Below are 14,553 nucleotides of genomic sequence, written 5' to 3' on the forward strand. Positions count from 1 at the left end.
CGCTCATCCCATTCCTCCGACCGCACTGCGCCCATTCCACATCCAAGCCCTCGGTTCGCCTGATCTTCTGCAGAACCTTGGCACAGCACCCCTCGCAGGGGTACCGAATTAGAGACGCCGGCGTAGCGGTGGCGGCACGCAGCGACCTGCACGGAGATCTCGGCCGAGGTGCCCTTCTGCCGGTCAGGTCGCAGATGTCGCGAGCGTTTTGATGGTGAAGTCGATTGCTGCGGCGAGTCGTTGGACGTCGTGTCCGGTGCGTTCGCGTACGCGTAGTCCGAGCACCGTCGTGAACAGCAGCTCCACTGCGGCGTCGACGTCCAATGCGGCGGGCAGGTCGCCGTCGCGGATGCCGCGGCGGAGCAGTGACGCCAGGGTTTTCCTGGTGACTTCGAACGCGGCCTCGGTCCTCTGCTGGACCTCGGGGTCGGTGGTGCCGAGTTCGGCAGCCGTATTGACCACGAAGCAGCCGCGACCGGCCTCGTGGCTGATCATCCAGATCAACCACTCTCGCAGGACTTCGAGGCTGGGACCAGCGGCGCTGAGCTGCTCTTCGGCTTGCGTGGACTCCGTCGCCCGATAGTGGTCCAGCGTCCGCAAGAACAGTGTGCGCTTGTCGTTGAAGGTCCGATACAGGCTGCTTTGCTTGAGTCTGAGCTCGGCGCCCAGATCGCGGACGGACGTGGCGTTGTAGCCGCGACGCCAGAACAGGTCGGTCGCCTTGGCGATCACGTCTTGCTCGTCGAACTCCCTGGGCCGTGCCATGCTCGCCACTCTACCAAGGTTGTGGAGCGATCGCTCCCGTATTAGGGTGTGCCGTCATATGGGAGCGATCGCTCCCGAATGAGAGGGGAGACACGACGTGACGGCAACGGACCCTACGACGGCCCGGCGAGACGCGTCAGCGAAGAATCATTGGATCGCGGTGTCCGCCGTGGCCTTCGGCACATTTCTCCTGGTGACGGCCGAGCAGCTCCCCATCGGACTGCTCACCCCCGTCGGCTCGGCGCTGTCGGTCTCTGAGGGTGCGGCGGGCTTGATGGTCACGGTCCCCAGCATCGTCGCCGCCGTCGCGGCACCATCGGTCCCGGTACTCGTCGGCAGGATGGATCGCCGGCTCTTGCTCGTCGCCTTGATGGGACTCATGACGCTCGCCAACCTGGCCTCCGCCCTGGCCCCGAACTATCCACTTCTGATCACCGCCCGCGTGCTGGTCGGGGTGGCGATCGGCGGATTCTGGGCCATCGCCGGCGGCCTGGCCGTCCGGCTCGTCCCCGCCCAGCTCGTGCCGCGGGCCACGGCGATCATCTTCGGCGGTGTCGGGGCCGCGAACGTCTTCGGCGTCCCTATCGGCACGGTGATCGGCGGGCTGGCGAGTTGGCGGATCGCGTTCGGCGCCTTGAGCGCCCTCGCACTGGTCGTGCTGGTCTCCTTGCTGGCTGTGCTGCCACCGTTGACCGCTGCTCAACCCGTCGGCCTGCGCCGGCTGGCCGACCAGTTCCGCAACCAGGGCGTCCGGATCGGCATTCTGGCAACCTTCCTGATCGTGACCGGCCACTTCGCGGCCTACACGTTCATCAGCCCCGTGCTGCAGGATCTGTCCGGCATCGACGCGCAACTTCTGGGGCCGCTGCTGTTCGGATTCGGCCTGGCAGGCGTCGCAGGGAACTTCATCGCGGGTGCCGCCGTGGCGAAACGACTCCATCGGACGGTCCTCACCATCGCCACCGCCTTGGGGGTTACCGTGCTGCTCTACCCCCTAGCAGGGCTCACCGCCGCGGGCGGGGTAACGCTGCTCGTCGTCTGGGGCCTGGCGTACGGCGGGGTTTCCACGAGCCTCCAGACATGGATGATCAAGTCCGCGCCACAAGCGGTCGAGGAAGCCTCCGCTCTGTGGGTGGCGGTGTTCAACCTCTCGATCGGTCTCGGCGCGCTGGCTGGCGGCACAATCGTCGATGCCCTGCCACTCCGGGGCATCCTCTGGCTCGCCGGCGTTCTCGTCCTGGTGGCCGGGCCGGCAGTGTGGAGCGCGCGCCGGAACGACAGCCTTCGATGACACCCATCTCGCCAATCTGCGGCGACCATGTTTGCCGCCCATCGAACTCGGACAGGACCGCGTACCCGTCGACTGGTTATCCCGCACGATGATGGTGGTCAGCGGCGCCGCTGACTCACATGTCGGCGATGAGCTTGTCCACCCGCTCGTCGACGCTGCGGAACGGGTCCTTGCACAGGACGGTGCGCTGGGCTTGGTCGTTCAGCTTGAGATGCACCCAGTCGACGGTGAAGTCGCGCCGCTTCTCCTGCGCCTTGCGGATGAACTCGCCGCGCAGTCGCGCCCGGGTGGTCTGCGGCGGCACCGACTTGGCCTCGAAGATCTTGATGTCGGAGGCCACCCGCTCCACCAAGCCGCGGCGCTGTAGCAGGTAGAACAGGCCGCGCTTGCGGTGCACGTCGTGGTAGGCCAGGTCGAGCTGCGCCACCCTCGGCGACGACAGCGGCAGATCGTACTTCTTGCGGTAACGCTCGATGAGCTGGTATTTCGTCACCCAGTCGATCTCGCGCGCCACCAGGTCGAGGTCGCCGGTGCCGACCGCGTGCAGCGTCCGCTCCCACAGCTCCAGCACCCGGCGCGCGATCGCGTCGCCGCCGCGGCGCTCGACGAAGTCCTTGGCCTTGGACAGGTATTCCTGCTGGATCTCCAGGCTCGACGCCTCACGGCCGTTGGCCAGCCGCACCCGCCGCCGCCCGGTCATGTCGTGCGACACCTCGCGGATGGCCCTGATCGGGTTCTCCAGCGACAGGTCGCGCATCACCGTGCCCGCCTCGATCATGCGCAGCACCAGGTCGGTGGCGCCGACCTTGAGCAGCATCGTGGCCTCGCTCATGTTCGAGTCGCCGACGATCACGTGCAGGCGGCGAAATCGCTCGGCGTCACCGTGCGGCTCGTCCCGGGTATTGATGATCGGCCTGGACCGGGTCGTCGCCGAGGAGACGCCCTCCCAGATGTGCTCGGCCCGCTGCGACACGCAGTAGACCGCGCCGCGCGGCGTCTGCAGCACCTTGCCCGCACCGCAGATGATCTGCCGGGTGACCAGGAACGGGATCAGCACGTCGGCCAGCCGCCCGAACTCGCCTTGCCGGCCCACACAGTAGTTCTCATGACAGCCGTAGGAGTTGCCGGCCGAGTCGGTGTTGTTCTTGAACAGGTAGACGTCGCCGGCGATGCCCTCTTCGCGCAGCCGCTTCTCGGCGTCGACGAGGAGTCCCTCGAGGATGCGCTCGCCGGCCTTGTCGTGGGTGACGAGTTCGATGACGTTGTCACACTCGGGTGTTGCGTACTCAGGATGGCTGCCCACGTCGAGGTAAAGACGTGCGCCGTTGCGGAGGAAGACGTTGCTCGATCGGCCCCAGGACACGACCCGCCGGAACAGGTAGCGCGCGACCTCGTCGGGGGACAGCCTGCGCTGTCCCCTGAACGTGCAGGTCACGCCGTACTCGTTCTCCAGCCCGAAGATGCGGCGATCCATTGCCTCACGCTACTCTCCCATCACGCTCTCGCCCAGGTCATCCAGGTGGTCCGTGTCGACGCCGAACGTGAAGTGCCAAGAGGCTCGAGCCGGTGATCGCCCTCCGGCAGGACCTTCCCACGCAAGACCGGAAAGCCTTGCCGACCCGGTGCCGGACGTCACTCGCCGGGCTTGGTGAACTCCACGCCGTCGACCCGGAACACCGTAACGCGGCCGGGGTAGTCGCCGACCGCCAGAAGCCGGCCGTCAGCGGAGAAACCAACCCCCTGGTACCAGTTCGGCCACTCGCCGGGAACGGCGAAGCGCGGCTCCAGCGGCTGTCCGGTCGCCACGTCGTAGACAATGACCGGGCCACGAGAGGGGGCGCCGGCGAGCAGGGTGCCGTCGGGTGACATTGCGAAGTCGGCGAACCGCTCGTACCCGTCCCGTTCGCCCTCGATCGCCCAGCACAGGTCGCCGGATGCCACCGAGAGGCCGAAGCATCCTGACGTCTTGCCGCTCGCGACGAGGATTTGCTCGGTCCCATCGAACGCCAGCTTGTCGAACCGGCGGCCGAACCCCTGGAATCCCGCCGGGAAGGGGAACGGGGCGGCGAGCACTCGCTGACCAGCGTCAACATCCCAGATCTCGAGGTCGTACTCCGTATCGCGGTTGTCCGGGTCATGGGTGAGGGCGAGGAGCCGGCCTGACGGCGACAGTGTGGCGGTGGTCTGGAAGCGCTTGCCCGGCGGAAAATCGAGGCACGAATCGCCGTCCGGGCCCAGCACTCGCACCGCGTGATCGTTGCCGACGACCAGCATCCGCTGGCGGGCCGCGTCCCACTCCGGTCGGGTGTGGGGCAGGCGCTGGACATGACCGGTGGCGAGCGCCACCGTGTAGCTCACCTCCACCATGGTGATCCTGTCGCGGATGGTGAACGTCAGGTGCGATCCGTCCGGTTCGAAGGCCATGGTGTGGATCAGTGAGTACTGGTACGCATCGGTGTAAATCACCTGCCGGACGCCGGTCCGTAGGTCGATTGTCTGCACATCGGAGCCGGCACTGCCGACCCGGTCGGGGATGCCGCGGGCGACCGCGACGGTGTGGCCGTCCGGGTGCATGGCGATCTCCACGGCGCCGTTCTCTGCCCGCGTGGCGCACTGGACGACGACGTCACCCGGCTCGGTCGCGGCGGCGTCGCGGAGCAGGGCGTACCCGTCACGCATCTTCTCGGTGACGACCTTCTCCAGGGCCTCGCGTGCCGCGGGCCCGTCGTCGAACGCCTTCGTGCGCCCCTGAGGTTTCCCGGTACCGGCCCACCAACTCCGGTGCAGCTCAACCCCGTCGACCCGGAGTTCCAAGTACTTGGGCTTGGAGGTACCGGGATGAGTCAGGAGAATTTGATCACGATTCACACGCGGCATCGTAGATGTCTCCAGCACCGGAGATCGCGCAAAATCCTTTGTCCGCCGTACCGACGCCTCCCTACGATCTCCCGAATGCGGCGCACGATCATCATCGGCGACATCCACGGCTGCTTCGACGAGCTGCTCGAACTGCTGGAGAAAGTCGAGATCCGACCGGACGACCTGCTGGTCAGCGTCGGTGATCTGGTCGATCGCGGTCCAGTGCCCGGTGACGTTGTCAGGCTTTTCCGCGAGCGCCCGAACTCGGTCGCGGTCATGGGCAACCACGAGCGGAAGCACGTACGCGGGATCTTCTCCTACGCACAAGAGATCACGCGCTTGCAGCTCGGCGACCACTACGCCGTAACGGTCGACTGGATGCGGACACTGCCGTACTACTTCGAGAACGAGCATGTCCGTGTGGTCCACGCCGCGATGCTGTCCGGAATTCCGCTGGCCGATCAGAGGGAGGAAATCCTCTGTGGCTCGACGAGAGGCGAACGAGAGCTCGCGGCGCTGTTCCCGGGCAGCCATTGGTACGACCACTACACCGATGCCAAGCCGGTGGTGTTCGGCCATCACGTGACCGGCCGGGAACCGATGATCCTCGACGGCCGGATCTTCGGCCTCGACACCGGTGCCTGCCACGGCTGGAATCTCACCGCACTGTGTCTTCCAGGATTCACGGCCCACTCGGTAAAGGCGCACGCGGATCATTGGGCGATCACCAAGCGTCACTGGCAATTGCCCGTCCTGAAGTCGAAGCCTTGGCATGACTCCACCTGGCTCGAGCTGGCTCAGGCGACAGAGCGATTCACCTCGGCATCTGACACCGCTACACGGGGGTGGTTGGAGGCGCTCCAAGAGTGGGCCGCGAATCTGCAGGCGGCATTCCCCATTCTGGTCGCCACTGCGCATCGAGTCGCCGGCGAGCTCACCGAGGAGGGGCTGCGCCGACATCCTGCCGCGAAGGTTCTCTTCCAGGCCCGTGACGGCCGCCTCGACCGGGCCGGCCTGGCCAAGCAGTGCCCGACACCACGCAGAACGATCGACCTGGCGGCCGCGTTGGGGCTGGTCCTGGACGAGCCGCCCAACTGAGCCCGGCCTTGGCCATCTCCAAGATCGCGGAGATGGCCAAGGCCGGGTCATCGAGCTATGGGGTAGGTCATGGAGTGGTGAACAACCACCATTGGGTGGTGCCGTTCTGCGAGCAGAACCACGAAATCCATTGATGGGCCTGCTGACCCCGTAGCCCAGATACCGCGCAAGCTTCGAAGGTGGCATAAGGGCCGAGGACGGTCTGGGCGTGAACGGCGCCGACGGCCGCCCTTTCACCGGCGGCCATGGCAGGGGCGCCGGCGCCCAGCAGCAGACTGGTCGCGGCGGCAGTGCCGGCCAGTCCGGAAAGCAGGCGGATTCGGTAACTCACGATAAACTCCTTCTCCCGATGTGGTGCCGTTTTCCGGCCTGAGCGGGATCTGCTTTCGGCGGATGACTGCTCGTTTCAGCAGGCGGACCTCAGCAGGAGATCACCAGGGAGAACGGTCGATCGTCGTCGACGGTCCTCGGGTTCTGAGCCGATGGCGTGGCTGTGCGAACGAAAAGTGTCGTTCCATTGACCGCGCCGACCAGGATCGACGCACTGCCCGGCCCGGGGTCACTGCCACCCGACGTGTTGACCGTTCCGGTCAGCGCGCATCTGCTGATGTCGGAGTCCGTCGTCAGGTTGTAACGCCCCCCGCCGAACTTGTTGACGTTCCTGATGCCCGACGCGGCGAGCAGGGTTCCGTTTGAGCTGACTTTGGCCCAGAGGATTCCCGGGGCAGCCCGATTGGCGGACAGGGCAGCGGAGTTGGTCTCCGCAGTCGCGCTCGAGACGGCGAACACGCCACTGGCGATGATGGCAGAGGCTGCCAGCATCATTGGCAGTCGCACTGAATTCTTCATGTCTACCTCCATGAGAAAGGATTCATCCTCGGCTGGATGCTTGCTCCGACTGTGCATCGGGGCGGCATACGAGGGGGATCCCTAGATTCAGTGATTGCGGTGGCGTGCATTCGCTCGATGCGGTTTTTGGCTGGAAAGCAAGGGAATGGCGGTTCGATATCCGTTTTGTGTTCAATGAGACCGAAAGGTTTGACTGGCAGACCGTGGTGATCACCATTCCCCGCGCGTGTCGAACCGGTTGACATGGAGCTCGCATCAGATCACAGCGGTCAGCGGCAAGAGCTGGGCAGGCGGCAACCCGGCACCCACGGTCTCGTGGCCGTACCGTCATCACTGTGATGTAGATCACATGTGCATTTTTCTTCAGGAAAGCGCCTTCCCTGACATGTCGGTTGACCAGTGAACATGAAGTGCGTGGCTGACGCGTCCTGACGGTTGGTGTCGGGTAAGTGACCCTCCCGTTGTTGACCGATCTTGGTTTGTCGATCACATTCCGAGTGATCGTTCTTATGTCTGCCTTAGGTGCGCCAAGGCCCCGTTTCCCGGGGTCTGCGTCAGCGTGCCCTGAAGGGATGCGGTATGCGGGCTCGACGTGTACGGATGTGGTTGGCGGCATTGATTGTCGGGCTTTGCGCGATGGTGCTGATTTCGAGTGTCGGGGTGCCGGATCAGCTGGTGGAGCGGGCTGCCGCTGCCGCGCCGGACCCTGAACAGTCCGTGGACGGCCGCCCTGTACCGAAACGCGAGGTCCCCAAGGGCGCGGAGGAGTCAGCGCCGAAGGTGGAGCGGCGTAAGCCGGTGTGGCCGAAGGCGGGCACGGCCGAGGTGGAGGTGCCGGCCGTCGACAAGGTGGCCGAGGCCGGGACGTTGCCGGTCAAGGTGGGCCAGGTCAAGGGCGGCGGGCTGGACAAGGTCAAGGTGGAGACCTTGTCGCCGGAGGTTGCGCGTGCTCTGGGCGGGGTGGGGATCGCCGCTCGAATGGTGCGGGCCGATGACGGGGCGGCGCCGGGCAAGGTGCGGGCGGAGTTTTCGTACGCGGGCTTCCGGGACGCGTTCGGTGGGAACTTCGTCAGCCGGTTGCGGCTGGTGCGGGTGCCGGCGTGTGCGGTGGAGGTGCCGCGACCGAAGACGTGCGTGGTGCGCCCCGTGGTGGTGCCGTCCACCAACAACGCGAAGGCCGGGATGCTGACCGCGGAGGTCGAGGCAACGCCGGCCGGCGCGAGTGCGGCGGCGGTCAAGCCGACGCCTGTGGGCAAGGATCGTAAGGCGTGGGCGGCCCAGGTGACGCGCGATCGGCTGGCGGCGCAGCTGGCCGCCGGGTCGGTGTATCTGCTGCAGGTCGGCATGACGGGGCCAAACGGCAACTGGGGCGCGACCGATCTGAAGCCGTCGGGGACGTGGCAGGCGGGTACGTCGGGGGGCGGGTTCGACTATGACGTGCCGTTGCCGGAGGCGCCGTCGGTGGGCGGTGATGGGCCGGATCTGTCGCTGCAGTACGACGCGTCGTCGGTGGACGGGCAGGGGCAGTGGTCCAACAACCAGTCCAGCGTGGTGGGTGCGGGCTGGGATCTGAGCGCCGGGTTCATCGAGCGGCGCTATCGCCGCTGTTACGTCGACAACTTCTACGACGACAACACCGCAGAGCTGATCTGGACCGCCGAGGAGAAGGGGATCGGCGGGGAGGCGTTGTGCTGGGAGTCGCCGGATGATACCGACGACGATCCCGCCACCACTGACAGGTCGCAGTCGGAGTTGGTGCTGTCGGCGGGTGGCCGGTCGGCGCAGATCGTCAAGGACCGCAATGCGGGCGGGGGCTGGAAGACGGTTCCGGATTTCGGCTGGAAGATCGAGCAGGTCGCCGGGGGAGCCGACAGCCAGCCGTATTGGAAGGTCACCAGCCAGGACGGCACGGTGTGGCGGTTCGGCTACACCAAGGACGCCCAGTGGCAGGTGCCGTACGTGGGCAACGACTCGGGTGAGCCGTGTTACGACCGTTACCTGGCCAATGACATTCCGCCGACCTGCACCGGTGTGTGGCGGTGGAACCTGGACCAGGAGCTCGACTCGAATGAGAACGTGATCGATTACTCCTACAACCGGGAGACCAACTACTTCTGCCTGCCCTCGTGCGCGCACGAGCTGTACCGGGTGCTGCCCTATGACCGGGGCGGCACGCTGGCCAAGGTGCAGTGGGGCCACAACACCCAGGTGCCCGGCAGCGTGCCGACCGCGCGGACCACCTTCACCACCGCCGATCGCGGCGGCGTGGACGTGCCGACCGACCTGCAGTGCGCACAGGCCGCCGGCTGCGCCAACAGCGCGATCGGCTTCTTCTCCACCCGCAAACTCGTCTCGGTGCTGACCGAGTCGCTCAACCCCACCTCGAACGGGTGGGATCCGGTGGACCGCCTGGACCTGGCACAGACCTGGATCTACCAGCGCACCGACTTCGGGCCGGCCGACGATCCGGCGCTGTGGCTGGACACCGTGCAGCAGGTCGGGCTGGCCGCCGCCCAGGAGGTGGCGTTGCCGCCGCTGGACTTCGACGCGGTGATGCTGGCCGGCAAGATGGACTATGACTCCATGTCGGACTGGACCGACCTGCTGTCATGGCGGATGGTGCCGCGCATCGCCGCGATCGGCAACGGTATGGGCGGCCGCACCGAGGTCACCTACGGGCAGGCCGATGCGTGCGGTGGCGGTAAGGGCCGTGACGGGTCCAACTATTTCACCGACAAGAGCGGCGATTGCTACGACGTCGACATGGGCAGCGATCCTGACTCCGGGTATGAGAGCTGGTCACGCTTCTTCAAGCAGCTCGCGGTCAAGGTCGTCGATCGGGACATGGTCGGCGGCTCGCCGGACATGGTGCATCAGTACGAATTCCTCGGCAAACCTCGCTGGGCCAAGCCGGTGCAGTTCGCCGAGCCCGGCCAGGCGCCGCCGACCTCGGATTGGCGCGGCTATAGCCAGGTCCGCACCATCGACGGCTCCGGTACTGACCCGTCGGCCTACACGGTCACCACCCGCACCTTCCTGGGCGGCACCGGCGAGACGCTCACCGACTTCGACGGCGGCACCGTGGTGGACAAGCCGATCCTGCAGGGCAACGTGCTGCAGGAGCAGTCGTGGAAGATGACCGCGCTCAGCCCGCGCGCCTATACCGAGGTGGATTCCACCCGGTGGGAGTACACGATCCAGACCACCGGCAACGGGCCCGGCACCATGGATCCCGCCCTGGTGCTGCAGACGCGTGAGCGCTCCCGCGACAAGATAACCGGCGGCGCCTGGCGCTATACCGATTCCAAGACCGGCTACAACGCCGACGGCCTGCCGAACAAGGTCAACGACTACGGCCAGGACGGCGTCACCACCGACAACACGTGCACCACGACCACATATGCGCGCAACGCCGACGCCGGTCAGTGGCTGCTGGACTTCCCGTCGGTGGTGGAGGAGCGGTCGGGCGATGACTGCGCCGCCGGGGCTCTGATCGGTAAGACGGTCAGCCTGTACGACCTGGGCACCGACCCAGCGACCAACAAGCCGAGCGACGGCAACCCCACCGAGGTCCGCACCTACGCCAACGCGTCCACCATCTCCACCGCCAAGGCCACCTTCGACGAGTACGGCCGCCAGCTGACCAGCGTGGACCCGCTCGGTAAGACCACTACGACTACGTACACCCCGCCCGTCGGTTGGCCCAGTACCGGCATTACCACCACCAACCCGCTCGGCCACACCATCACCGCTCGGCTCTCGCATCGCCTGGGCGACGCGGTCGCGGTCACCGACGCCAACGGCAAGACCACCGAGATGGACTACGACGCGCTCGGCCGTACCACCGCGTTGTGGAAGCCGGGCCAGCCGCGCAGCGGTGGTATCCCAAGTGCGACGGTGGCCTATGACATCGCCTGGAATGGCTGGTTAGGTCAGCCGACCGCGCCGATCAAGACGACCGTCAAGCAACTTCTGACCGGCACGAAGTACACCAGCGCCATCAGCTACGAGGACGGGTTAGGGCGGGCTCGCGAGGCGCAGACCGCCTCCCCGTCCGGCGGCCGGATCGTCACCGCCACCACCTACGACGCGCGCGGCCTGACCAGCGCGATCTCCGAGCCGGTGCACAACACCGGCCAGCCGGGCAGCGGGCTGCTCAACCCCGCGACGACCAGCCTGCCGCAGTGGACGAAGAGCGTCTACGACGATCAGGAACGCCCGGTCGCCTCGATCGCCTACCACCTCGACACTGAGCTGCGCCGCACCAGCACCGCCTACCCCGGCGCCGACCGCACCGAGGTCACCCCGCCGGTCGGCGGCAAGACCGCCACCGTCACCGACGCCTTCGACCGCGCCGTCAAGGTCGAGGAGTGGGCCGACGCCACCACCCACCAGGACACCAGCTACAGCTACGACCTGCACGACAACCTCACGAAGATGACGGACGCCAACGGCAACGTCCGCACCTACACCTTCGACTGGCTGAACCGGCGCACCGCCGCCACCGATCCGGACGCGGGTGCCTCCAGCTACGGCTACGACCTGGCGGGCCAGCTCACCTTCAGCATCGACGGCAAGAACCAGAAGATCTCCAACAGCTACGACGACCTCGGCCGACGCACCATCCAATGGGCCGGGGAAGTGTCCACCGGCACCAAACTCGCCGAATTCAGCTACGACACCGTCGCCAAGGGCCAGCCCGGCGCCGCCACCCGCTACACCGCTGGCCAGGCCTACACCCAGACCGTCACCGCCTACGACAGTGACTATCGGCCGACCGCCACCAAACTCACCATCCCGGCCAGCGAAGGCAACCTGGGCCGCGACTACACCTTCACCTCGGCCTACGACGCCGCAGGCAACCTGCGTGAGCAGAGCCTGCCTGACGCGGGTGGGTTAGCCGCCGAGAAGCTCACCTACGCCTACACCGACCTCGGCTTCGCCAAGGGACTGACCTCCGACTTGGGTGGTTTCACCTACGTCAAGGACACGGCCTTCACCCCCACTGGCAAACTCGCCACCCGCTCGCTGGGCGCCGCCGGTCAGGTCAAGCGCACCCTCGAACGCGACACCACCACCGACTGGCTGTCGCGGGTCTCCACCCAGACCAAGGCCGACACCACCACCCCCGACACCGTCCAGGACGACCGCTACAGCTACAACGTCGCCGGCACCATCACCCGCGTCCTGGACGCCGCCTCGGCCATCCCCGGCACCACCGACGGCCAGTCCGAATGCTTCACCTACGACGGCCTACTCCGGCTGAAGACCGCCTACACCACCACCGCTTCCTCGTGCACCGGCACCGGCGACGCCAAGGGCCTCGATCCCTACAGCCAGGCGTATTCCTACGACAAGGTCGGCAACCTCACCAGCCTGACCGACAACGGCCAGACCGCCACCTACTCCTATCCCGCCCCCGGCGCCACCGCGGTCCGGCCCAATGCCGTCACCTCCATCACCCGTCCCACCGGCACCGACACCTACGCCTACGACAACGCCGGGCAGTTGTCAGCTCGCACCGTGGCCGGCAAGCAGGCCACCTTCGACTTCGACCAACTCGGCCAGCTGGCACAGGCAACCGTCGACGGCAAGCAGACCTCGATGGTCTACGACGCCGCTGGGCAGCGGCTGATCCGCCGCGACCCCGACGGCAGCACCACCCTCTACCTCGGCCCGATGGAACTGCGCCTGTCTGGCGGCCTAGTCGCGGGCAAGCGCTACTACAGCGCCAGCGACGGCTCCCCGATCGCCATGCGCGACGCCACCGGCGTCACCTGGCTCCTGGCCGGCCAGCACGGCAGCACCCAACTGGCCATCAACGCCACCACCGGCACCATCAACCGCGAACGCTACCTGCCGTACGGCCAGCGCCGCGGCGGCGACGACCTGCCCTTCACCGACCGAGGCTTCCTCGGCAAGATCGAAGACGCCGCCACCGGCCTGGACTACCTCGGCGCCCGCTACTACGACCCCGCCATCGCCAAATTCATCTCCACCGACCCCGAACTCGACCTACGCACCCCCGAATGGGCCAACCCCTACAGCTACGCCGCCAACGACCCCATCACCCAATCCGACCCCGACGGTCGCCGCGTCGACACCGGAAACGCCAAATCCGACAAAACCTTCTCCAAAACACACAAGCCCAGCGGCCAGAAAAAGAAGACATGGGAGATCAAGCTCGAAAGGAAAGAAAGAAAGCGGCTGCACAAGCAGGCAACCGCAAACGAGCGCAATCGAACCCGCGACGCTCTGGCTGCAGACAAGATTCGGCAGCAGCGGGAAGACGACGCCATGAAGTCGCAGGTTCCATGCAAGGGTCACAACAAATGCGACGAGGGTCGGGTCGAAGAAAACGATGACGTATCGAACATCATCGGGGCTGTAACCGGCATAGGCGGAGTCGTTAAAGGCATCGGCGCGGCGTTGGTTCGTGCCGCAGCGCGCGCTGGAGCAAAGACAGCCGTTAAAGAGGCTGAAGTCGCGGTCGGCACTAAGGGCGTCAAGGCACTTCGCAAGTGTCTCGATAGCTTCGCGGCTGGCACCTACGTCCTCATGGCCAACGGCACCAAAAAACGAATAGAAGAGATCAAGGTCGGCGACAAAGTGCTCGCCGACGACCCCGAGCCGGGCAAAAGCGGCGCCAAGAAGGTCACAGCACTCCACCGCAACCGCGACACCGACCTGGCCGACATCACCATCCCGACCGCCGATGGCCACGCCACCATCCACACGACCCAGCACCACCCCTTCTGGAACGCCACCAAAAAGACCTGGGTCGATGCCGCTGACTTGCATCCCGCGGATACCCTCCGGACACCCCGTGGTGGCCGCGTCACAATCGTCAAGGTGCGAGCCTTCGCCGGCGCGCAGTACATGTACAACCTGACAATCGACGACATCCACGCGTACTATGTGCTCGCAGCTGCCACCCCGGTCCTCGTCCACAACAGCAATGGGCCCTGTAGCGTTGCAACCCTGCCAAACCTTCACGGGAAATCTCTCGCTGAAGCCGAGCAGGAGATCTACAGCCGTGGCTTTACCTTTAAGTCGGAGACCAAGGGTGGATACCGGAGGTACGACCATTCAGACGGGAGTGTGCTTTGGATCCGGCCGAACGGAGAAGTTCAAAGGATCGGACCGAAGATTGATCCTGGTCCGAACCAAAAGAACTACAGTGTCAGATACGGCCCGGACGGAAAGGTCGCAACTGGGCATTCAACGGGGGAGTTCGTAGTACGATGAGCGCATTTGATCAGTTCCTCAAGGTTGCGCCGCGCTGCGAGGGGTACGTCGTGGATCGACTCTCTTTGGCGCAAGTCGATGACGTTGATGCTCTTGAGATCGGTCTCCGCTGGGGGCCCGAGAAGCCGGATATTATGCTCGCCTTTCGAGATTTGTATTTCTTCTCCATTGGTAGGACTCCCGGGCCCGGAGCCGGGCCGCTGGATCAGGTGATGGCAACGGTGCTGGGACCTGAGAATGCGCCTTGGCCCGACGGTATCTCTCTTGACCTCGTACGCTCAACTTCCTTGCCGCCGTTGCTCTGGCTTAGGGTAGAGGGACCGGTACAGTTCGACGTGATCGCTGCAATCGCAACGGTTTCGCTTGAGGTCCTGACCTGATCCTGGGCGCTGAGAAGCTGTACGGATAGGTGAGCCCCGCTAATACGGCAGTCGCTATTCACG

General features: G+C 65.9%; 9 protein-coding genes. 4 read left to right on the top strand and 5 right to left on the bottom strand.

Features of this window, described 5'->3' with window-relative positions:
* Nucleotides 1-183 precede the first annotated feature (183 nt).
* Complete coding sequence (locus ACGFJ2_RS23840; RefSeq protein WP_393471643.1) at nucleotides 184-765, bottom strand: TetR/AcrR family transcriptional regulator; 582 nt, start codon at nucleotides 763-765, stop codon at nucleotides 184-186.
* A 169-nt stretch (nucleotides 766-934) separates the two neighbouring features.
* Between ACGFJ2_RS23840 and ACGFJ2_RS23845 the strand changes: the two genes are divergently transcribed.
* Entirely contained in the window at nucleotides 935-2,056 is a 1,122-nt protein-coding gene (locus tag ACGFJ2_RS23845) for an MFS transporter (protein WP_393472720.1), read from the top strand.
* 115 nt (nucleotides 2,057-2,171) lie between these two features.
* On the opposite strand, the gene pafA is transcribed toward ACGFJ2_RS23845, so the two are convergent.
* Both pafA and ACGFJ2_RS23855 read right to left on the bottom strand, forming a co-directional pair.
* Nucleotides 2,172-3,530: a Pup--protein ligase gene (gene pafA, locus ACGFJ2_RS23850; RefSeq protein WP_393471646.1), complete on the bottom strand. Its 1,359-nt coding sequence runs from the start codon at nucleotides 3,528-3,530 to the stop codon at nucleotides 2,172-2,174.
* Between the two features lie 158 nt (nucleotides 3,531-3,688).
* The gene (locus tag ACGFJ2_RS23855) at nucleotides 3,689-4,924 is read right to left on the bottom strand and encodes a hypothetical protein (RefSeq protein WP_358204903.1); all 1,236 of its coding nucleotides are present in this window, start codon (nucleotides 4,922-4,924) and stop codon (nucleotides 3,689-3,691) included.
* Between ACGFJ2_RS23855 and ACGFJ2_RS23860 the strand changes: the two genes are divergently transcribed.
* Nucleotides 4,895-6,013: a metallophosphoesterase gene (locus ACGFJ2_RS23860; protein ID WP_393471649.1), complete on the top strand. Its 1,119-nt coding sequence runs from the start codon at nucleotides 4,895-4,897 to the stop codon at nucleotides 6,011-6,013. The genes ACGFJ2_RS23855 and ACGFJ2_RS23860 overlap by 30 nt on opposite strands.
* 67 nt (nucleotides 6,014-6,080) lie before the next feature.
* On the opposite strand, the gene ACGFJ2_RS23865 is transcribed toward ACGFJ2_RS23860, so the two are convergent.
* Complete coding sequence (locus ACGFJ2_RS23865; protein ID WP_393471651.1) at nucleotides 6,081-6,344, bottom strand: hypothetical protein; 264 nt, start codon at nucleotides 6,342-6,344, stop codon at nucleotides 6,081-6,083.
* 89 nt (nucleotides 6,345-6,433) lie between these two features.
* A complete protein-coding gene (locus ACGFJ2_RS23870) occupies nucleotides 6,434-6,862 on the bottom strand; it encodes a hypothetical protein (protein WP_358204921.1) in 429 nt (142 codons plus the stop codon).
* Between the two features lie 660 nt (nucleotides 6,863-7,522).
* Here ACGFJ2_RS23870 and ACGFJ2_RS23875 point away from each other — a divergent pair.
* Both ACGFJ2_RS23875 and ACGFJ2_RS23880 read left to right on the top strand, forming a co-directional pair.
* Nucleotides 7,523-14,110, top strand: a complete 6,588-nt coding sequence (locus ACGFJ2_RS23875) for a polymorphic toxin-type HINT domain-containing protein (protein WP_393471654.1) — start codon at nucleotides 7,523-7,525, stop codon at nucleotides 14,108-14,110.
* A complete protein-coding gene (locus ACGFJ2_RS23880) occupies nucleotides 14,107-14,490 on the top strand; it encodes a hypothetical protein (RefSeq protein WP_357961394.1) in 384 nt (127 codons plus the stop codon). The genes ACGFJ2_RS23875 and ACGFJ2_RS23880 overlap by 4 nt, the downstream gene beginning before the upstream one ends.
* Nucleotides 14,491-14,553 lie beyond the last annotated feature (63 nt).

Source organism: Nonomuraea sp. NPDC049028 (assembly GCF_043197735.1).
Taxonomy (GTDB): Bacteria; Actinomycetota; Actinomycetes; order Streptosporangiales; family Streptosporangiaceae; genus Nonomuraea.

What these genes read in the sequence shown, in the direction of transcription:
- ACGFJ2_RS23860 (WP_393471649.1), top strand. Translation starts at nt 4,895, where the DNA reads ATGAGTCAGGAGAATTTGATCACGATTCACACGCGGCATCGTAGATGT.
- ACGFJ2_RS23880 (WP_357961394.1), top strand. Translation starts at nt 14,107, where the DNA reads ATGAGCGCATTTGATCAGTTCCTCAAGGTTGCGCCGCGCTGCGAGGGG.
- ACGFJ2_RS23870 (WP_358204921.1), bottom strand. Translation starts at nt 6,862, where the DNA reads ATGAAGAATTCAGTGCGACTGCCAATGATGCTGGCAGCCTCTGCCATC.
- pafA (WP_393471646.1), bottom strand. Translation starts at nt 3,530, where the DNA reads ATGGATCGCCGCATCTTCGGGCTGGAGAACGAGTACGGCGTGACCTGC.
- ACGFJ2_RS23840 (WP_393471643.1), bottom strand. Translation starts at nt 765, where the DNA reads ATGGCACGGCCCAGGGAGTTCGACGAGCAAGACGTGATCGCCAAGGCG.